The organism is Gorillibacterium timonense (assembly GCF_001457415.1).
GTDB lineage: Bacteria > Bacillota > Bacilli > Paenibacillales > NBRC-103111 > Gorillibacterium > Gorillibacterium timonense.
Genome location: NZ_LN881722.1, coordinates 232,641 through 252,379, shown reverse-complemented (window position 1 = coordinate 252,379; position 19,739 = coordinate 232,641). Strand labels below are relative to the sequence as shown.

General features: G+C 59.1%; 17 protein-coding genes and 1 pseudogene. All 18 read right to left on the bottom strand.

Going from position 1 to position 19,739, the window contains the following annotated elements:
* Window positions 1-28: 28 nt before the first annotated feature.
* The gene (locus BN2684_RS05675) at window positions 29-574 is read right to left on the bottom strand and encodes an acyltransferase (protein WP_082651779.1); all 546 of its coding nucleotides are present in this window, start codon (window positions 572-574) and stop codon (window positions 29-31) included.
* Complete coding sequence (locus tag BN2684_RS05670; RefSeq protein WP_082651778.1) at window positions 519-1,775, bottom strand: glycoside hydrolase family 88 protein; 1,257 nt, start codon at window positions 1,773-1,775, stop codon at window positions 519-521. The genes BN2684_RS05675 and BN2684_RS05670 overlap by 56 nt, the downstream gene beginning before the upstream one ends.
* Window positions 1,775-2,971, bottom strand: coding sequence for a glycosyltransferase (locus BN2684_RS05665; RefSeq protein WP_058301199.1), 1,197 nt, complete (start codon window positions 2,969-2,971; stop codon window positions 1,775-1,777). Before BN2684_RS05665 ends, BN2684_RS05670 begins: the two co-directional genes overlap by 1 nt.
* 69 nt (window positions 2,972-3,040) lie before the next feature.
* Window positions 3,041-4,231, bottom strand: a complete 1,191-nt coding sequence (locus BN2684_RS05660; RefSeq protein WP_058301198.1) for a glycosyltransferase — start codon at window positions 4,229-4,231, stop codon at window positions 3,041-3,043.
* 12 nt (window positions 4,232-4,243) lie between these two features.
* Window positions 4,244-5,404: a polysaccharide pyruvyl transferase family protein gene (locus tag BN2684_RS05655; protein WP_058301197.1), complete on the bottom strand. Its 1,161-nt coding sequence runs from the start codon at window positions 5,402-5,404 to the stop codon at window positions 4,244-4,246.
* A 131-nt stretch (window positions 5,405-5,535) separates the two neighbouring features.
* On the bottom strand, window positions 5,536-6,588 hold the full coding sequence (locus BN2684_RS05650) for a glycosyltransferase family 2 protein (RefSeq protein WP_234340176.1): 1,053 nt from the start codon (window positions 6,586-6,588) through the stop codon (window positions 5,536-5,538).
* Between the two features lies 1 nt (window position 6,589).
* Complete coding sequence (locus BN2684_RS05645; RefSeq protein ID WP_058301196.1) at window positions 6,590-7,792, bottom strand: nucleotidyltransferase domain-containing protein; 1,203 nt, start codon at window positions 7,790-7,792, stop codon at window positions 6,590-6,592.
* Between the two features lie 32 nt (window positions 7,793-7,824).
* Window positions 7,825-8,430, bottom strand: a complete 606-nt coding sequence (locus BN2684_RS05640; protein ID WP_058301195.1) for a sugar transferase — start codon at window positions 8,428-8,430, stop codon at window positions 7,825-7,827.
* Window positions 8,414-9,628, bottom strand: a complete 1,215-nt coding sequence (locus BN2684_RS05635) for a glycosyltransferase (RefSeq protein ID WP_058301194.1) — start codon at window positions 9,626-9,628, stop codon at window positions 8,414-8,416. The genes BN2684_RS05640 and BN2684_RS05635 overlap by 17 nt, the downstream gene beginning before the upstream one ends.
* 33 nt (window positions 9,629-9,661) lie before the next feature.
* A complete protein-coding gene (locus BN2684_RS05630; RefSeq protein WP_058301193.1) occupies window positions 9,662-10,405 on the bottom strand; it encodes a glycosyltransferase family 32 protein in 744 nt (247 codons plus the stop codon).
* A gap of 18 nt (window positions 10,406-10,423) precedes the next feature.
* Complete coding sequence (locus tag BN2684_RS05625; protein ID WP_058301192.1) at window positions 10,424-11,500, bottom strand: EpsG family protein; 1,077 nt, start codon at window positions 11,498-11,500, stop codon at window positions 10,424-10,426.
* A gap of 4 nt (window positions 11,501-11,504) precedes the next feature.
* Window positions 11,505-12,440 (bottom strand): glycosyltransferase family 2 protein, encoded by a 936-nt coding sequence (locus BN2684_RS05620; RefSeq protein ID WP_058301582.1) that lies wholly within the window; start codon window positions 12,438-12,440, stop codon window positions 11,505-11,507.
* Between the two features lie 375 nt (window positions 12,441-12,815).
* Window positions 12,816-13,757, bottom strand: a pseudogene (locus BN2684_RS05615) (glycosyltransferase family 1 protein); the annotation flags it as partial.
* Window positions 13,758-13,812: 55 nt separating this feature from the next.
* Window positions 13,813-14,865: a glycosyltransferase family 2 protein gene (locus tag BN2684_RS05610; RefSeq protein WP_234340175.1), complete on the bottom strand. Its 1,053-nt coding sequence runs from the start codon at window positions 14,863-14,865 to the stop codon at window positions 13,813-13,815.
* Between the two features lie 13 nt (window positions 14,866-14,878).
* A complete protein-coding gene (locus BN2684_RS05605) occupies window positions 14,879-16,000 on the bottom strand; it encodes a glycosyltransferase family 4 protein (protein WP_058301190.1) in 1,122 nt (373 codons plus the stop codon).
* 29 nt (window positions 16,001-16,029) lie between these two features.
* Window positions 16,030-17,865 (bottom strand): polysaccharide biosynthesis protein, encoded by a 1,836-nt coding sequence (locus BN2684_RS05600; protein ID WP_058301189.1) that lies wholly within the window; start codon window positions 17,863-17,865, stop codon window positions 16,030-16,032.
* A 482-nt stretch (window positions 17,866-18,347) separates the two neighbouring features.
* Window positions 18,348-19,007: a CpsD/CapB family tyrosine-protein kinase gene (locus BN2684_RS05595; RefSeq protein WP_058301188.1), complete on the bottom strand. Its 660-nt coding sequence runs from the start codon at window positions 19,005-19,007 to the stop codon at window positions 18,348-18,350.
* Window positions 18,997-19,710 (bottom strand): YveK family protein, encoded by a 714-nt coding sequence (locus tag BN2684_RS05590; protein ID WP_058301187.1) that lies wholly within the window; start codon window positions 19,708-19,710, stop codon window positions 18,997-18,999. Before BN2684_RS05590 ends, BN2684_RS05595 begins: the two co-directional genes overlap by 11 nt.
* Between the last annotated feature and the right edge of the window lie 29 nt (window positions 19,711-19,739).

The following is a 19,739-nucleotide window of genomic DNA, read 5'->3' as shown; positions in this document are numbered from 1 at the left end:
CGCTTCCATGAACGTCAGCACTGGTCTCTTATACCACGAACCCTCTGCCCTGCATCAAAGCCTCTTGCATCTCTCGCTTTTCCCGGTCCGTGATTCCTCCCGAGAGGGTGTACGAGCTGTCGTACAAGGGCATTTCCCTCATCTCGCTCTCGCATTTCTCCCGATAGGCCGCCATCGTGCAAATCTCCTTGGCGGGATTTCCACCGAACACGCTGTTCGGCGGTACGGATTTGGTGACGATGCTGCCGGCCGCGATGATGGAATGATGACCCACCGTCACCCCCGGCATGATCACAGCCCGCGCTCCGATGAAGGCTCCGTCTTCGATGACGACCCGGCCGATGCGGGTATAGCCGCTCCAGGCTTTCGTGCTGGCGTCATGAGCCAGAAGATACGCCTGCGGTGCGATGGTCACCTCGTTGCCGATCTCGATCAGCCAGCAGTGCGAATAATCAAAGACGACTCCAGGCTGAATGCGGCAATGCTCGCCCACCTGCATGCCCAGCCTCAAGTATTCCTCAAACGGCGGCTCGCTCGACAACCAGCGGTTCAATCTGGCTTTGGTCCCGTTCATGATCCTCTCGATCATGGTTCTTCACCCGGTTCTGCCGAATGGCAAAATGTGTGCGAAGGGCAAACCCTTGCGTGAACGGCAGGATGTCGAACAGGGTGGAGTAAACGCCGATGTCTTTCGTGTCGCCCTGAGAAAGGTCGATGGCTCCGTTACGGCGGGTTACCTTCATGAGATAGCGGAGGGCTTTGTCCGCACCGGACGAGCACTCCTTGGAGACCGCTTCGATCGTGGCCGCCTGGGTAAGAAACCAGGCGAGAGAAGCGGTGGCAGACGAATCCGGAATGGCTTCGCTTCGGGTTACAGTCCAGTTCCAATTGCCTCCAGGCTGCTGTTCGCGAAGGACGGCGATGGCGTAACCCGCGACCATGCGTTCCAGCGAAGCGCGTTCCGGATGACGGAGCGGCAGCTCGTTCCACGTATCCGCGAGGCCGAGTGCGAACCAGGCGAGGCCGCGTCCCCAGCCGTATAAGCCGAGGGGAGCCTTCGTCTCCACCTGATAAGCGTGGCTGGGAAGGAACAGCCCGGGATGAAGCCCGTGCCGTTCGAACGACCGCAGCTGACGGAGCGCCAGCTCCACGCATTCCTCCTTGTCGTACCGGATGCCGTAGGCGGTAAGGAAGGGGCAGATGAACCCGATCGTGTCCACGTATCGGTACTTCATCATGCTCTTGCGGTAGCCTACCGTTCCGTCTTCGCCCAGGTGGTCCCGGATCATGGACCATGTCGCATCGAAGGCAGGTCGGAACCGGTCCGGGTCCAGATGCGGCAGCTTCATCACCGCGTAAGCGAGGATCGCGCCGTCCACATGCTGCGGAGCGTTCCGCCAGCTCCCGTCGGGCAGGAACAGCCGCTTCAGGTAGCGATCCACCTCACGGACAGCCGCCTCGTCCGGCTGCTGACGGAGCATGGTGCCTAGACCGAGAAGAAGAGCGCCTTCCTGCCACTGCTGAATCGAGCTGCGCTTGTAGTTGCCGCGCAGCCGATCCAGCAGGACGAACCGCGTCTGATCCGTCAGCTTGATGGTCGGCGTCCGGTTCACCCAATGGACAGCCCTCTTTTGTACCGAACGAGCCCAAGTCTCCTGATCCTCATAGCGGCCGATGTGAATTCGGCTAAGCCAAGTCCGGAAGATCGGGACAAGGTCCGTAAGCGCTACGACCAATCCTGCGGCGACAAGAAAACCGGTTATCCACCAAGCCATCACGCGCTCTCCCCCTGTCCGATGATCTGATACAGCTTGTAGACTTCGCTTTCCGTCCCGAGCGGAAGCCCGGCCAAGCGGTGCGAGAAGGAGCTGCAAAGCCCCTCGTCTTCCATAAGCAAACGGATTCCTTCGGCCAGCGCTTCCGCATTCATCTCCACGATGAGGCCGGTTTCACCGCTCTCGATCTGATCCCGGGCGGTGGAGAAATTCGTGACGACAATCGGCTTGCCGAGGATTTTCGCCTCGTCGATGGCGATCGATTTGCCTTCAAACCGAGAGGGCTGCACATAAATGTCGGCTTCCTTCAGGTAAGGATAGGGGTTCTCGCTCATCCCCATCAGGAAGAATCGCTGCTCCAGCCCATAGTGCCGAATGAGCCTCTCCAATTCAGGCCGTTCCTCTCCTTCGCCGATGATCGCCCAACTGATGTCTTTGCCGCTGTCAACGAGCCTGCGGCAGGCCTCCACCGCCAAATCGAATCCCTTCTGGGCGTTCAGCCTCCCAATGGACAGCAGCCGGACGGACGCTGGAGGAAGCGAAACCGGCTCATTCGCCAGCTTCCGGATGGCCTTCGGCGAGACGATGTTGTAGATGACCTCGACCTTATCGGACAGGTCCGGGAATTCTCTCCTCAAGGTCTCCGCGCATTCTTCCGAGACGGTCACCAGATGATCGAGGCGCTCAAAAAAGGGCTGATCCAGCTTCGCGTCCATGCCGAGCTTGTTGTAGTCGATATGGATGAAGCCGAGCTTCTTCTTCGCCTTCACTTTCTCGATGCAGTAGTAGATCGGGTTCTTCTCGAGAAAGCCGATGGCCGCATCATACTCGCCCGCAAGCGGCGGAAGGGAACGAGACAGATGCCGCCATACCCGCTGCTCGCAGCGCGCGCGATTCTTCTCGCTGCGGAATAGGTACGCCGCCTGAACCCGGCTCGCTGCGGCCCGGATGCGGCCGCGGCTCAGGTTGGCCGCCACCGCCTGAGCGAGCGGCATGTCGTAATACCGGTAGCCTCCGGGCTCCGGAAGCACCTTCACCGGCTCGGGGATCTGGTTCAGGAACAACCCCTCCTGCCGGAACAGCAAGAGGTCCACTTCGTAGGCATCGTAATCGATCGTATCCAGGAGAGAGACGAGCGATTTCTCCGCTCCGCCGCAGCCCAGGTTGTTCATGATAAACAGCAGCTTCTTCTTCATGCGTTCATGCGCTCCTCCTCTGTGCGTTACCTGGCAGATTGACGAATGCCGTTCGTTCCATCGGATCACTCAGGCGAACAACCGATCCAGCTTCTCCATCTCCGCTTCCGTCCCGAGCGGACTTGCCGCGAGCTGATCGGAGAAGCGGCGCCGAAGTCCCGGGCTTCCCATCAGTTCCTCGATCCCGCCCGCCACCGCCTCGGGGCTCATCCCGACGATCAGCCCATCCGACTCGTGGCGAATCTGATCGGCCGCTGTGCTGAAGTTGGTGACGACGATCGGCTTGCCGAGAATCTTCGCTTCGTCGATGGCAATCGATTTGCCCTCATAACGGGAGGTTTGCACGTACAGATCGGCCTGCTTGAGATAAGGATAAGGATTGGCCTTCAGACCGAGCAGGATGAAGCGCCCGTTCAGGCCGCTTTTCGCGATAAGCTCCGTGAGCTTCCCTCTCTCCTCGCCCTCGCCAATCACATACCAGCGGACGGAATGCCCCTTGTCGAGCAGCCTGCGGCAGGCCGCGATAGCCGTCTCGAACGCCTTTTGCGCATGCAAGCGCCCGATGGAGAGGATGATCGTCTCCCCCTCTACCCGGTTGTACAGATCGACGGGAGCCTCCTCCGCCATGCGGGCGATCATCGCCGGAGAGACGATGTTATAGACGACGTCGATCTTGGCGCTCTCCTCTGGGAAGTTGCGGCGCAAAATCTCCGCGCATTCCTCCGACACCGTGACGATATGGTCCAGCTTCTGAAAATAGGGCAGATCGAACGCCGCATCCATCCCGTGCTTGTCGTAGTCGATGTGCACCCAGCCGATCTTTTTCCGTGCGCGCACCTTATCGACGCAGAAGTAATTGGAGGTCTTCTCCAGGAACCCGACGGCCACGTCGTACGTCTCCGGAAGCGCCGGAAGGAACCGCGCCATATGCCGCCAGCTGCGCTGCTCGCTCCTACTCGTCCCCCCGCTCCGGCTGCCGAATGCAAACAAGAGGCGCTGGGCTGCCAGCGAGAACCTCCCGCTCTTCACGAAGCGCAGCATCGATTCCGGCAAGGGCCGGGCGAAGCTGCGGTACGTTTCGGGAAGCGGCAGCACGCGCACCTCGCGGGGAAGAAAGTCCATGAACAAGCCCTCGTGATGCAGCAGGAAGAGATCCACCTCGTACCGCGAATAGTCCAGCTGGGACAGCAGGGTGACGAGGCTTTTCTCTCCTCCGCCTGCAGACAGGCTTGGAATGATAAACAGCAGCTTCTTCTTCATAGACCCTCCCGGTTAACCCGCCACCTCGCACAGATAATCGACTGCCTTGTACGACATCTGCTTGATGCGGGGAATGGATTCGGCGAGCTGCGCCTTAATCGACTCCTCCTCGCCCACCATCTCGTCGAAGGCGGCGATCAGCCTCCCCGGGTCGGCGATCTGGTCGATGGCGAGTACGAGCTTCTCTTCGCCGAACAGGTCGCGCGCGATGCCTTTGGACTTCACGCTGTAGCCGAGCACCAGCGTCGGGACGAGGCTGGAATACGCCGCGATGGTCGCGTGCGTCCGAGCTCCGACGAAGAATCGCATGCGCGCGATGTAGCCCTTGTACTGCGTTGCGTTCAGATGGTCGGGCAGCAGAAAGACTCGCCCCGTAGAAGCGAACTCCTGTTCAAACTGGCGCAGGAGCTCGTAATCGTTGTTCCCCTCCTCGACAACATGCGGCGTGAGCGCGATGCTCATGTCCGTTGTGTCGAGGATGTGCGTGAGCAGCGCTCTCGCGGCTTCCCGCGACTGCTCGTTCCGCTTCCAGACAAGCGGGCTGAAGTTGAAGCCGACGGTATTGCCCGTCTGCCAGCCGGAGGGAAGCGGCAGCTCTTCTTTTTCCATCGTGAATGCCGCATCGGCGCACAGCCGAACATTAGTCAGTCCCTTCGCCTTCAGCATCTCGTAGGTCAACGTTTCGCGGGCGAGAATGAGATCAAACAACCGAAGGTCTGCAAGCTTCCGCTCCGACATGTCCTCCTCGCCGATCGAACAGCCCCAAAGCACGAGCTTCTTGCCCCTCTGCTTCACCTGCCGGTCGATCTCGTACCAGCCCGGCTGTTCGCCGTAGCAGTAGTTGTCTCCGCCGATCGAGAGGCAGACATCCACCTCCGGAATGTGGCGGATGACGCTCTTGTGGATTTTGCCAAGCGCATAGGATTCGTCGCCCCGCAGCTTGTAGGAGAGCGCCGACAGCAGGCCGTCGATGCTGTATTTGCTCACCGGCTGCGCCTTGCCGTCGCGGATTTCGTCGACCTTGTCGAGAATCCGGTCCGTCTCCGGACGCTCCGAGGAGAGCAGCACCTTCGCTCCCGCGATCTTCTCCTTGATCAGGTGGGTGGAGGAGCGGACGATCGCCTCGCATCCTCGGTTCAAGCTGCCCGCATGGGCGAACATCATGATTTTCATAGAACGTCCTGCCTCCGGTTTCGATGATTTCGCACGTCATTCCCATCATTTCTTACCAAGCCTCGGCTTCTCATTCCCTTGCGCCTGTACGGCTGGTTAATCCAGTCTGCAGTTGCTCCGAGGCAATCGCTTTACCCACCGTTATTTCGCATGCGGCTGTATACAGCTGTTGCGTACAGCCCCGCTGTCAGCCTCGTTTTGACGAGCCACAGCACACACCGTTCATACCGGCCGGCTGCCGGGTAACGCTCCTCCCAGTAGAACGGCAGCGCCTCTCTCACCCGCTTGTGTCCGACCATCCGACGGACGTAAGCAAACCGCTCGCGGAGGGGGACGTCGGCCGTTGGAGTAAAATAGAGATAAACGTAGGACAGCACGCTATAGATCAGCTTGACGGCCTTCAGCCGCCGCAGGTTGTCTCCCTGCAGGCCGGAGGCCGCTTCGATTCCGGGGAGCTTCATCTCATAGACATCGAGCGCTCTCCGAAAATAATCCTTCGCCAGAATGTTGCGGGTGGCGCTTCCCTGAACGTCGCGGTACTGATAGCCGAGATAATCGACAAACCGTACGCTCCCCGCATGAGCGAACGCCTCCATGTTGAACAGGGCGTCCTCCCCGAGGGCGATCCCGACGGGAAAGCGGATGGTGTGCTCCCGCAGAAGCGAGGTCCGGTACAGCTTCGTCCATACTGCGTTCAAGTTGTCTTCCTTGAAAAAATAAGGCAGAATCTCGTACCGAATGAACTCTCTACGAAGTGCAGACTCTGTTGGAAACCCGTACTGCGCAACGACGAGCCGCCCTTCCTGCTCACTCGCAAAGGTGGAGATGACGATCTCGCAGTCTTCCTCTTCCGCAGCCCGGTAGAGGGTCTCGAAGTAATCCGCCCGGACCGTGTCATCCGCATCGACAAAGCCGATATACGCCCCGCGAGCCTCTGCCATGCCCCGGTTGCGGGCGGCGCTGACCCCTGCGTTCGCCTGATGGATCAAGCGGATGCGACTGTCTCGCTCCCGGTATTCTTCCAGGATCGTCCGGCTTCCATCACGGGAGCCGTCATCCACGAAGATGAACTCGCAGCCCAGGAGAGTCTGGGCGCGGAGCGATTCCACGCAATCCGCGAGGAATCGTTCGCCGTTGTAGACGGGAACGATGACGCTGACCCGAACCCCCTCCATCTCCTCCATATCAGGCCCCTCCTTCCTGATAGCGGAAACGGCGCGCCATTCTCCAAACGCAGAGGAACGGCCTCAGCGGAAAGTAGAGGAAATGGGCTCGTTCGGGCAGCGGCAAGGTGCGGGCGTCTTCATAAAAGGGGTAGAGCAGGCTGAGCAGGAACAGCGCTTTATGCGACGGCGCCATCAGCGAGAACAGATGGCGGCGGTGATAGCGGTTCACTTCCTCAGTCAGCGGATACGTATGTAAATTCAGCATCTGCCGGACATAGAACATGGCTTCCGCCGCAAGCTTTCCGGCCCGGCGGTCCGAGGCGAGCCTCGCAAGCGGAGCGGTGAGCGGAGTGCCGAGCAGGACGGAAGCGAGCCGGAGCGCTTGCCCGCCGACGGGTGACAGCCGATGCTTGTGCAGCAGGCTTGTGAGCTTCTCTTCGTCCAGGCCTTGGCGGACGAGCCGGTCGATGTCGAGCAGCCAGCGCAGGCGCGACCACCCGTGCCGCGCCCCGTGAGAAGCGAGGAACAGGAACAGGTCCTCCCGGCCGAGATAGTAGACCGGATAACCGGTGGCGAGCGGCGTTTGCCTCCTCCTCTGCCACAGCTCCTGAAAGGCGGGCTCGCTGGAGGGGCCGGGATTCAGCCGCCAGTGCACCTCAAGCTTGATCCCTTTCTCCGCATGGTAGAAAGTGATATGATGATGCCGCCATTTCCAGTCGCCGAGAACGGTCTCGATGTAATCGTCCTTGACGTAGCCGAGGGAAGGCAGCAGCCGCTCCACCCGATCCAGCTGCTCGATCTCCACGAGCAGATCGAGATCGCAGGAGGTGCGCAGCGATAGCTCTCCGTACAGGTCGTGGGCGAGCACCGGGCCCTTGAGCATGAGGGAGCGGACGCCCGCAAGATCGAGCTGCTCGCTCACCGTCTCCATCTCGCCCGCTAAGTGCAGCATCCGAAACACGTTATGCCGATACTCCCTTGCGAGACTGCCCGTCACCCGCTCCGGTGCCGCCGGGAAATCGAGCTGCCGCGCCTGACGGTGCAAATACGGGTATACCCGGTGATGCCGCGCCAGCTCCATCACATGCGCCCAATCCGCCTGCCGGAACAGTTCTCGCTCTTCCGCGTTCCAGACTTTGCCCGGCTCCGAGCGGAGCAAGAGCAGCGTCAGCTGCAGCTCGACGGACAGCTCCGATGCATCGCTATGCATAAGGTTCTTCATGCCGTTCCCCTTCTTCTCGTCATTTCCATCCCTTACAACTCCGTCTTCTGCAGGCTTCCCCGAAACAAAGGCATCGTCGCATGCTGGGGATTCTGAATCCCTTCGTGACGAACCACCTTCAGCACCGTCATCCATAGGATTTGCAGGTCCAGCCGAAAGCTGCGATTCTCCACGTACCAGACATCGAGCCGAAAGCGCTCCTCCCAGGTAATGGCGTTGCGCCCGTTCACCTGAGCCCATCCCGTGATTCCGGGACGAACCTCATGGCGTCTCGCCTGCTCGGGAGTGTACAGCTCCATATACTCCATGAGGAGCGGCCTTGGACCGACCAAGCTGAGCTCCCCCTTGATCACATTCACCAGCTGCAGCAGCTCGTCGAGGCTGAATTTTCGCAGGAAGCGGCCGAACGCCGTCAGCCGAACATGATCCGGCAGCAAGACTCCCGACTCATCGCGTTCATCCGTCATCGTCCGCAGCTTATAGATCACGAACGGCTTGCCGCTCAGGCCCGGCCGCTCCTGCTTGAACAGGATAGGCGATCCGAGCTTGAAGCGAACGAGGACGGCCAGAATCGCCAAAATCGGAACGGCCAGAAGGAAGAGAGGCACCGCCACCAGAAGATCAAACCACCGTTTCATAAAACTCCCCCTCAAGCAGTAAACAAAACTTAGCGAGCTCCCCGGCATGGCGGCTCCCGCTTCTCTCCAAACGGTCGGTCAGCTCCACACGAAGCTCGGGCTGGTCGATCAATTGCCGAATGCCGGAGGCGATACCTTCCGGCGTAACCGGAACGAGGATGCCGGTCTCTCCGTCGTCGATCTGCTTCCGAAAGGAAGGGATGTCGGTGACCACGACTGGTCGGGAGAGCGCCAGCGCCTCTTCTACCGCGATGCAGTGCGCCTCCGTCTTGGAGGGCTGCACATAAATGTCGCAGCGGCTCATATACGGATACGGATTGGCCTGCTCGCCGAGCAGCCGAAAGCGCTCGGACAGGCCGAGCTCCTCCGCCCTCTGCTTCAGCTCGCTCTCGAGCGGGCCGCCGCCGATCAGGTTCCAGCGGATCGGATAGCCTTCCTGGTCCAGAAGCCGACAAGCCTCGAGCGCGAGCCTCACGCCCTTCTCGTCGCCCAGCCGCGCAACCGTGACGATCGTGATGCCGGCGAAGGAATCCTCCGCCTCCGGCACCGGCTCCCGCGCCATTTCACGAACCGCTGTCTCCGAAACTCGGTTATGGATGACGCGGATCTGCCGTGAAAACTCGGGGAAATGGGAGGCGAGCGAATCCCGCGCCGATTCGGCCACCGTGACGATGTAATCGCACTTGCCGAAACTCCTTCGCTCCATCTCCGGACAAGGCCAGCCCTGCTCCTGGCTGTAGCCGTAATCCATGTGGTTGTAGAGAATTTTGCGGGAAGCCTGCACCTTCTCGGCCACATAATAATTGCAAAAAAAGTCAAGGTAGCTGATCGCGGCGTCATAATAGGTTTTCTGCCTTGGAAGTGCGTGGCGGTAGACCGCCCACCGCTTGCCGACCCCTTTGCCTTTTCCGGTTCGCCCGAGCGCGGCGGCCATCACCTTTCCGGTGAGCAGGCGATATTTACGCTCCCGGAGCAAATAGGGGACGGAAGCTCCCAGCGGCATCGTGAAGGACGGAAACAAGGGCGGAAGCACGTTCACCTCCGGTGGTACCATCGGGAACAACTTTCCACTGTGGTCGAAGAGCAGGAGGTCCGCTTCGTACTTGTCGTAATCGAGCTCCGACAAAAGGGTGAGCAGGCTCTTCTCAGCGCCGCCGGTGTGCAGATATTGGGTGACAAAGAGCAGCCGCTTTTTCATCGCGCTGCCTCCTTTCTTAGGGTCTTGATCGAATCATTGCCCTGCCTTCAGCAGCGCGCGCATGCGGGCGATGGCAGAAGGGCCAAGAATCCGGGCGATCCGCCGTTTCAGCTCGCTGCGGCGGCGGACGGAGGGCGGAAGCCAGGACTTCGCGAAGTGGTGGATCGCGTAGCTTTCACCAGATAAATAATTCGCTCCGTTAATGTAATCGTAGGGGCAGAAATACGTTCGCGGATACAGCGTCACCCCGTTGTCCAGCTCCTGAAAGAGGCCATTCGGAATGAAGCCGTGAGCTTTCGCATTTTCCGTAATGAGCTTGGTATTGGTAGTCAGATCGAGCGAGCCGTCCGCCCGAACGAAAGGCCGGTCCACGTAATCGTCCAGCAGCTCCTTGATCCAGCGATGTCCGGGCTGCGCCCCCATGAGGCCGGTGGGAACATGCCGTTCATCCTCGAAGCCAGAGAACGCCTCGTGCCCGAGAAACCGGTCAAGCGGCTTCAGCACCTCGACATCCGTGTCCATATAGATTCCGCCGTGCGTGTAAAGGGCGTACAGTCGGACATAGTCGCTCACAAACGCAAATTTGCCGTTTGCATAGGCTTCCTGCACGTAGCGATTTGAGGAGAGATCAAAGGTATCCTCATTCCACTCCATGAAGGCGTACCCGCTCAGATGCTTCGGCCAGCTCTCCTGACACATTCGGATCTTCGCAGGCTTCTCGCCTCTTCCGAACCAGCAGGAATGGATGATCTTCGGGATGGGATCGGCTTTTGTCACGGGATGCTCCTTTCCGTTCTAAAACACGAGATAGCGGCTGCCGTAATTCAAACCGCCATAAGCGATGATGCATTCGTACAAAAAGAAGAATAGGTAGAACAGCAGGATCAAATAGTAGACCAGCTTCTGGTCCTTCTCCCGGAACACCTTGATGATCCACGGGATGAGCAGCAGCTGGTACAAACCGAAGTAGATGGAAAAGCGGGCGAAGATCCAGTTCTGCGTCGCGATGAGCAGGAAGAGCGCGTTGATCAGGGACAGGTTGATGATCGGATCGAGCTTCGGCGCGAGGCTCTTCAGCTTCTCTCGTCCGTAAAAGGCGACGGTGAGCGGCCCCGCCGCGATCAGGACCCGAATGTAGCTTGCTCCGCCTTCGGAAAAGGTCGAGTAATGGCTGTACTGGGTATCGGCCAGCACCGTGAACAGCGTCCCCATGAACTGGTTGAAGCCGAGGACGATCAGCACCGCTACTCCGATCAGCAGGAAGGTCTGCTTCGTCCAGGCCGGCTTTCGCACCAGGAAGTAGATCGGCAGCAGAACGAGGGCGCTGCGGTGCACGGTGGAGGCGAGGAGAACCAGCAGAAAGAACCGCTTCCAGTCTCCGTTCATCACGTATTTGGTCCCGGCGAAGATGATTGCGGCTGCCATGAACTGACGAATGCCATTCATGGAAGTCGTGAACATCCCGGTCGTGATGTAGAGGTACAAGCTCAGCTCATACATCCGCGAATAGTGGTACAGAATCCAGGCAATGAGGCAGGTCGTAATCGCCGCCGTCACAAAGATGAGCAGCTGCGGATCTCCACTGATCTGCCTCAACAGAAGCTGCATGATGTTGAACCCGAAGTCCTTGCTGTAATCGATCGTCTCCCAGGTAAAAATCCCGTACCGGTAAGAATGCATGTAGGTGAAGGTGTCTCCGATGTTGTTCCGCAAGCCCGCGACAAGCGTCAGGGAAAGCGCCGCGACAAGAGCGGGAAGGAAGCTCGGGCGGTTGCGGAGGCCATATTCACCGAGTGACACCGGACGAGCCAGGAAGCGCGCATACAAGGAGGCGACATAGACCAGAACGAGATTGATCAGCATGACCGTCATGACGTCACCCCTTCGCCGCGCTCTTTTGGGTCCTCATGGCGGTCTGGCGGCTCGTCACGTTCAGGTAGACGTAGAGGAGCAGTCCGACAGGCAGCGCAAGCACCGTATGAACGGGGCATGGGGATTCCCGCAGGAAGCGGCGATTGCCGCTCATCAGGCTGCTGGACACGTAGTGAATCGCCTCTCGCATCCGCTCTTTCGCTGTCGGAGCATATTTCATCGCTGTCTTTCGGAAAAAGGCAAAGCCGCGTGGATTGCGGCGGTACTGCTTGATGATGTTCAAGCTGGAGCCGTCCGGCAAATACTCCACCACGCAGAGCGGCTTGTTGAGCAAGAGGAGCGGATACTCCTGGTCGATCAACACGTATTTGTAGCTGAGCGGGCAGTATTTCTCTCCCGCGAACAACGGATATGGCGGCGTTCTGCGCGTCAGCTCCGAGCGGTAGACCAGCTTCTTGTCGCCGCGCACCTTGTGCAGCCCGTACAGATCGGTCAGCGTCGATGTCGCGAGACCGTCGGGCAGAGGCGTTCCGATGACGCTGCCGTCTGGAGCCGCGTCCAGCCCGGCGATGCCCGCCACCCGGTCGCTGCCGTGCTGCCGCCAGAAGGATACGATCGCATCCACCGCATCGTCCGGCATGTAGTCATCGGAATCGATGCAGACGTTGAGCTCGGTATCGATGAGTTCGTAGGCGGTATTATGTGCGCCGTGCATGCCCTGATTTTCCTGGCGGTGATAGCGGATCGGCAGCGCACCCTCCGCAATCCAGGAGAGAACGAGCTCATCCGTCCCGTCCGTCGAGCCATCGTCGATGATCAGCCAGAGGAAGTCTTTGCAGCTCTGGCGTTTCAAGCTTTCGTAGCAGACCGGAAGAATGTAGCCGCGATTGTAAGTCGGCGTGAATACGGTTAGGGTCGGCTTTGCGGGCTTTTCCTCCATCGGCTGATTCTCACAAAGGTTCTCCGGCTCGGTCAGGTCAGTGGGCTCCGAACTGGGAGGCTCCAAGCTAGCCGGTTCCGTGCTGGTAAGGTCCAAGTCGGATGGTTCCAGGCCGCAAGGGTCCAAGCTTGTTGGCTCCAGGCTCGTCGTTTCAAAGCCGCTAGGTTCCAAGCTCGTAGATTCCGGACTGCTAAGTTCTAAGCTTGTTGGTTCCAAGCTCGAAGCCGGTGCCATCCGCTCCTCTTCCCTGCTGCGATCCGGATCGGCGCATGCCCGGTAATAGTCGCCGAGCCAAGCCGCTGTCGTCTTGGTGTCGTAGCCGCTCAAGGCGAGAGCCTCCGAGGTATCGGCATGCTCGCAGGACAGAGAGAGGATTCGCTCCGCCCAGGCCGCGGGAGACGCGGCGATCGGCTCGAAGCTCACCCGTCCGGTCACATCGGCTTCCTGCGTAATCGTGTCCGACACGATGCAGTGGAGCCCCGCCGCCTGCGCCTCGACGAGCACGACCGGCAGCCCTTCGAAGAGCGAGGGGAAGAGGAACTGGTCGAATGCCTGCAGGAGCGCCGGAATGTCCTCGCGTACGCCGAGGAACCTGATCGCTTCCGTCAGCCCGAGCCGCTCCGCCTTCTCCTCGATCTCTCCGCGCAGGTCCCCGTCTCCCGCGAGCACCAGCAGAGCATCCGGACGCCTATCCCGAACGGCCTTGAAGATGTCGAGCAGGAACCGGTGATTCTTCTGCCGGTTGAACCGGCCGATATGGCCGAGCATGAAGCGATCTCCCGCTCCAAGCTCCGCGCGGACTTGCTCGCGCAACTGCGGATCGTAGAGGAATTCCTCCGCGTTCACCGCGTTATGGAGGATCGTGACTTCACGCTTCCGGCCGAAGAGCCAGCGTCCGGCATTCGCGGAGCAGGCGAAGTAATGCGTCGGCTTGCCGCGCATCACGGCTCTCGCGTACAGGCGGAAGGGAAGCTTGATGTCCAGCCCGAGATCGCTTAGGTGGCTGTGGGCGATCCGGCAAGGAACGCCGGCTTTCTTCGCCGCCCGCAGTACGAAGCTGCTGTTCTCGTTGATATGGGAATGAACGACCCGATACTCTGGGTGGTCCGCGAAGAACCGCTTCAAGCTTTTGAAGTAAAGCCGGTAATTTCCGGGCCTCACCATCGGCATCCGGTAGATTCGTCCGCCGAGCCGTTCGATCTCATCATCGTAGTGGCCGCGCTCCTCGCGGTGCACCATGAAATCGAATTGCAGCTGAGAGCGGTCGATCCCCCGGTAGTAATTCATCAGCATCGTCTCCAAGCCGCCGCGGTTCATGACGGTCACAACCTGCAGGACGCGCATCGGTTCCATTTGCTACACCTCGTCTTCCTTACCTCTTTCGTCTTCTCATCCGGTCTGCCGCGGACAATAGCACATAAAAACCGGCGGCAAACCGGAGCTTGGCGCACCAATAGAAGATCCGCCAGACCGGTGGACCTTCCGGGGAAAAGCGAGAAAGCGCCGAGCGAAACCGCTCATGATCGAGCAGCTCTTGAAGAAGCCTCAGCTTCTCAGGCGCGGGCGCCGGATTGTCTGCCGACAGAATATTGAGCCCAAGGCCCAGTGTGCTCAGCGCAATCCGATTGTCCAGGGCTTTGCGGAACGGGCCGCTCAAATTCCGGTCGGTTAGAAACTGTTCCATCTGTCCATACAGCTGCAAAAACTGATGCAAAAGACGCGGGTTGTATCCCGATGTCAAGGAACCCGCGTTCACCCGCCAGTAATGGTAATAAGGAGTATGTAAGAACACGAAGCTGCGCGCTTCGTGAATGACTTGCAGATTGAATAGGGTGTCCTCGTTGCTGCCGATCAGGCGGAGGTCGGTGAACTCGGCTTCCGCTTCTCGGATCAGCTCCGCCCGGTACAGCTTGTTCCAAACCGTGCCCCACGCATCGAGCAGCTCCGGGTTTCCCGTCTCCGCTCCGACCGGGCCGACGAGCCGCCGCAGGAGGCCGTCCGTCACTTCCTCGTCCCGGTAAACCGTGCGGTCAGCGAGCGAGAATTCCTTTTCCTTCGCATGGTCGCCGAACTCGCGGATGTACGAGCACATGACGATGTCCGCCCGCTCCTCGACCGCCGTCCGGTAGAGAGCCTCGAACATGCCGGGATCCACCCAATCATCCGGGTCGACGAATCCGATATAAGCCCCGCTCGCTTCATTCAGCCCCGCATTACGAGCCGCGGAGACGCCTCCGTTCTTTCGGTCGATGACGCGCAGGCGAGCATCTCCCGATGCCTTTTGCCTCAGGATGGCGAGGCTTGCGTCCGTCGACCCGTCATTCACGGCAAGGATCTCGACGTTTTTCAACGTTTGGCCAAGCAGGCTGTCGAGGCTTCTCTCCAGGTACTGCTCCATGTTATAGACCGGCACAATGATGCTCACCAAGGGCTCCATGCTACACCCAGGCGTAGCGAGCATAAATTTGGCCGAGCTGCTGCTTGACTTCCTGCACGGAATAGGCGGTGACCAGGCGCAAGCTTTCCTGACCCATGCGTTCGCGCACTTCGCTTGAGGTCCCGAGCTCCGCGAGCCGCTGCGCCAACGCGGCGGCATCGCCTGGAGAGACGATATATCCGTTGACACTGTCTCGGACAAGCTCGCTGTGCCCCCGATTATCCGTGGCGACGATCGGCAAACCGCTCGCCATCGCTTCCATGATGTTGACCGGAAGCCCTTCGCGGAGACTGGAGGCGACGGCGATGTCGCAGGCCGGCATCAGCCGCATGACATCGTCGCGGTACCCCAGGAAGTCGATGCGGTCAGCCACATCAAGCCGATTGGCCAGCTCCCGGCAGCTCTCAAGCAGAGGACCGGAGCCTGCGAGCACGAGGCGGGCGGCGGGAACCTCATCCCGGATGCGGGCGAGCGCCTGGATGAGGAACTGCTGATTCTTGTTCTTGTTGAACTCGGCCGCGTAGAAGAGCAAGAGCCCCTCCTCCTCAAGTCCGAGCTCCTTCCTCCTTTCGAGCTTCTCCTCGGGGAGGAGCGGCCGGAAGCGCTCGGTTTGAACGCCTACTCCCGATACATGCGCGATTTCGGAGGCGTGAAAGTGTCGGCTGCGGGCGAGCCGATAGTCCTCGGAATTGATGGTGATGAGGCAGTCGGTCAGCCGGGAAAGCCCTTTTTCGATGGGATAGTAGAGCAGCCAATTGATGAGCGGCGCTCCCTTGCAGAAGTGAAAGCCATGCGCCGTATAGAGGATCTTCGTCCCGTTCCGCCGCGCCTTCCAGCCGGCCAGCCGCGCGAGCATTCCGCCCATCGGAGTATGGCAGTGGATGACCTCATACGTCTGTTGCCCGATAAGCTCCGACAGCTCTCGATAAGCCTGGAGATTTCCCTTGCGAAACGGCGATCGCTCGAAGGGAATGTCGAACTTGCGATCGACATAAGGAAGATCGCGGTCTCCCCTCGCCGCGATATGCACCTCCCAGCCTTGCTCCTTGAACCATTGCAGATAGGGGAGGTGAAACTTCTCAAAATGCGTGTCTACAGTCGCCACAAACAAGATGGCCGGCATTGCGCTTCCCTCCTTTCCTCTTACCCGAATTACCGGGAGACAACCGCGAGCTCCGATTCGCCGGAATCCGGTACCCGCCGGTTCGCCAGGCCGAGGAGGCATTCCCTCAGCTCCGTTTTCTCCATGGTGGTGTAAGCTTTCAGCAAATCTTGAATCTCCTTCATCCGAAGCTCCGAGGTTTTGCCGATGTAGATCTTCGGGTACACCTGCTCCTCGTGAACCTCGTCTTTGTTGAGCAACTCCTCAAACAGCTTCTCGCCAGGCCGGATTCCGGAATACTCGATGCCGATGTCCTCCACCGAATTGCCGGACAGCCGAATCAGGTTGACGGCCAGGTCGGTGATCCGCACCGGGTCGCCCATATCGAGGACGAAGATTTCTCCGCCCCGCGCGAGCGCTCCCGCTTGAATAACAAGCCGCGAAGCCTCGGGGATGGTCATGAAATAACGGATCATATCGGGATGGGTGACCGTCACCGGCCCCCCCTTCTCGATCTGTTTCTTGAACAACGGGATGACGCTGCCTCGGCTGCCGAGAACGTTGCCGAAGCGCACGGCGACGAATTTGGTGAAGCTGCGCTGGTCGAGATCCTGGATGATCATCTCGGCGAGCCGTTTGGCCGCGCCCATCACGCTCGTCGGGTTGACCGCTTTGTCCGTGGAAATCATGACGAAGGTTCGCACTCCGCTCGCGCTTGCGGCATTGGCGGCATTCATCGTGCCGATGATGTTGTTCTTGACCGCTTCCTCCGGGTTCCGCTCCATGAGCGGCACATGCTTGTGGGCGGCCGCATGGTACACCACATCAGGCCGATAAGTCTTCATGACGCTCATCATCTTCGCAGCATCCTGCAGATCAGCAATCTCCGGGATGATCTTCATTCCGGAATCTTTGAACTGCTCGCGAAGCTCCATCTCAATCGAATAGATGCTGTTCTCTCCGTGCCCGAGCAGCACCAGCATTTCCGGGTGAAACCCCGCCACTTGGCGGCAAATCTCCGAGCCGATGGAACCTCCAGCTCCCGTAACCAGAACGATTTTGCCGGTCACATATTCAGAAACCTTCTCCATGTCCATCTCAACGGGCTCCCGGCCGAGCAGGTCCTCCACCTGAACGTCCCGAACCTGGTTGACCGAAAGTTTACCGGAGACGATGTCCTCGATCATCGGCAGAATCTGCGTCTTGGCGGCCGTCTTCGCGCATTCCTCATAGATCCGCTGCAGCTCTCTGCGACGGAGGGACGGGATGGCAATGATGATCGTGCTGATCTTCATCTCCCGGGTGACCTCTTCAATGACTTCCAGACCTCCGACTACCGGAACACCCATGATATCCAAATTGCGCTTGTTCACATTGTCATCGACAAAAGCTACCGGCACGAGATCCGTCTCGTGGCTGCTGAGCAGATGCCGAACGATCATCGTTCCTCCCGATCCCGCTCCGACAATCAGCGTCCGCTTCTTGTTGCTCGGCCTTTTCATAGACGTGGACCGGAAGAGCCGCCAGCAGAACCGAGTTCCGCCGATGAGCAGAATGTGCAGCATCCACGTGACCGCAAGCACCCGGAAGTAGATGCTGCCGACGACCACGAGCTGCATGGCCGCCGCCGTCACGATCGACAGGCTCACCGCCTTCAGAATCGCGACCAGTTCTCCGATGCTCGCGTACTCCCACGCCTTTTTGTACAGCTTGTAGCGGATGGAAAAGAAGTGGTGGCTGAGGAGCAGCGTCAACGAGCTGATGACAAGCGAAGCCTCATTCACCGCCTGACCTGGACTGGTCAGATAGCGGCTGAAGAAGATCGCGGTGATCACCACAAACGAATCGGTAAAAAAAAGAAAGGACAGCCTCTGGCGATAAGTCACGTTTTCATCCTCCCGTGCTCGAATAAATTGCTGGAGCGTCTTGCTGCTATAGCAGCCACTTCCAAAACGAATTCCCAAATTCCCACCAGGCAGCAACACACCACCGTCAATGAGAGGGTTCTCCCTCTTCACCGGACAGGCGCATGCCACCGGGGTGCTTTCCGAAGCTTACGCGGTTCTCGATTGCTTACCTGTACGGTCTCCCTGGAGGAATCCCGCACAAGTAAAGAAACGAAAATCGCTTTTCGCAACTTAAGAAAACGAAAAAATCCGGGGCATCCAACCCCGCCTCACGCCACACCCTCGACGACCCGCGTCTAAGGCCCATGACCCACAGCATGACCGAGTGCCTCCATCGATACCGGCAAGGAGACATCGCCGAAACCCGTAAAGACATGCAGAGAGCAGGTCAACAAGCCGGGTTTGTTCGTTATACTAAATTTACTTGTTCTCAATAAAGAACGACGGGACAAAAAAAGAACTCACTTCTCATTTAAAACTGCGCCGAGCAGCGTCGCCCCCGCAAATTCCAAGGTCAGCTTGGCGTTCAAGGCTGCTTCTTCCTTGGTTCTGCCATGCTCCAGGACGAGCAATACGGCATCGCAGCAATTCGCTAAAGCCTTCACCTCAAACGCGCCGAGCACTGCAGGCGCATCCACCAGCACGATGTCGTAATGACTGTTCAGAGCCTGCATGATCACGGCCAACGCTCCGTTATCCATGAGATTATGAGCTTCAGAGCCGTACGTACCGGCCGGCATCACATCGAGCTCGCCGATCTCCGTCGGATAGACGGCATCCTTCAGATCCTTGCGGCCTGCGAGGACATCGGTCAGTCCGGCTGTCCGCTCCAACTGGAACATCGCCGTGACGCTTGGCTTGCGTACGTTGGCATCGACAACGAGCACTCTGCTGCCCTTATAGGCCATGGAAACCGCCAGATTGGTCACGGTTGTTGTCTTTCCTTCTCCTCCCGCCGGAGAAGTGACAAGAAGCGACTTCATCTTCTGATTTTCAAACAAAAGTCGGATATTCGCGCGAATGCTACGGTATTGCTCGGATACCTTCGCTGCAGGCTGCAGGTAGCTCACCAATCCCTTGCGAAAGGAAGCACGGGCCGAAGCTGTTTCATTAAGAGCCAATGCTCTCCCCCCTTGTCATGTGAACCCGTTGATGGCCTTTGCTCGGAAGCTTCACCCGTTTGATTGGGGAGACCTGACCGAGAACCGGCATTCCGAGCACTTCCTTAACGCGCTTCTCGGAACGGAACGCCTCATCCATCGTATCGCGGAAGAAAGCGGCGGCCAAACCGATCACCAACCCTGCGATCAAGCCGATGAGAATCATCCGGTTCCGGGCGGGCGGATTGATCGGCTGCGGTGCGGGGTCCTTCTTGGCTTCCGACAAAATGGTGATGTCGCTGAAATTGAGGAGAGAGGCGATGGTTGCTTTGTACTGCTTGACGGTAGAGTTCGCAATGTCCGCGGCAAGCGCCTGATCCCGGTCCGTCACGCTCACCAGCACGACCTGCGTATTATCGACGCTCGAGACCGATATTTGGCTGCGGAGCGCTCCCGGAGAACGGTCGAGGTTCAATTCAACTAATACCTTTTGCAGAACGGCCGGCTCGCGAATGACCACCTTCAGCGTGTTGATGAAGTCCGTGTTCGAATGGATGATGATCCGTGCCGTCGCTTGATAGAGCGGCGTATCCGGCTTGTTGGCATATAAACCGCCGAGACCGGTGCAGAGCAGCGCCACGAAGAACAGGATCATCCAGCGGCGGCGAAGAACAAGCAGAATCTCTCGTATGTTGATCTCTTTGGGGATGCGCGTATTGTCCATGAGGGTTCTCCTGATCTTTATAATGAACT

Excerpts from the sequence above, each read along its gene's own strand:
- BN2684_RS05605 (WP_058301190.1), bottom strand. The coding sequence starts at position 16,000 with ATGCCGGCCATCTTGTTTGTGGCGACTGTAGACACGCATTTTGAGAAG.
- BN2684_RS05665 (WP_058301199.1), bottom strand. The coding sequence starts at position 2,971 with ATGAAGAAGAAGCTGCTGTTTATCATGAACAACCTGGGCTGCGGCGGA.
- BN2684_RS05670 (WP_082651778.1), bottom strand. The coding sequence starts at position 1,775 with ATGGCTTGGTGGATAACCGGTTTTCTTGTCGCCGCAGGATTGGTCGTA.
- BN2684_RS05655 (WP_058301197.1), bottom strand. The coding sequence starts at position 5,404 with ATGAAAATCATGATGTTCGCCCATGCGGGCAGCTTGAACCGAGGATGC.
- BN2684_RS05645 (WP_058301196.1), bottom strand. The coding sequence starts at position 7,792 with ATGAAGAACCTTATGCATAGCGATGCATCGGAGCTGTCCGTCGAGCTG.
- BN2684_RS05675 (WP_082651779.1), bottom strand. The coding sequence starts at position 574 with ATGAACGGGACCAAAGCCAGATTGAACCGCTGGTTGTCGAGCGAGCCG.
- BN2684_RS05590 (WP_058301187.1), bottom strand. The coding sequence starts at position 19,710 with ATGGACAATACGCGCATCCCCAAAGAGATCAACATACGAGAGATTCTG.
- BN2684_RS05635 (WP_058301194.1), bottom strand. The coding sequence starts at position 9,628 with ATGAAAAAGCGGCTGCTCTTTGTCACCCAATATCTGCACACCGGCGGC.
- BN2684_RS05625 (WP_058301192.1), bottom strand. The coding sequence starts at position 11,500 with ATGACGGTCATGCTGATCAATCTCGTTCTGGTCTATGTCGCCTCCTTG.
- BN2684_RS05620 (WP_058301582.1), bottom strand. The coding sequence starts at position 12,440 with ATGGAGGAAAAGCCCGCAAAGCCGACCCTAACCGTATTCACGCCGACT.
- BN2684_RS05660 (WP_058301198.1), bottom strand. The coding sequence starts at position 4,231 with ATGAAGAAGAAGCTGCTGTTTATCATTCCAAGCCTGTCTGCAGGCGGA.
- BN2684_RS05650 (WP_234340176.1), bottom strand. The coding sequence starts at position 6,588 with ATGGAGGAGATGGAGGGGGTTCGGGTCAGCGTCATCGTTCCCGTCTAC.
- BN2684_RS05640 (WP_058301195.1), bottom strand. The coding sequence starts at position 8,430 with ATGAAACGGTGGTTTGATCTTCTGGTGGCGGTGCCTCTCTTCCTTCTG.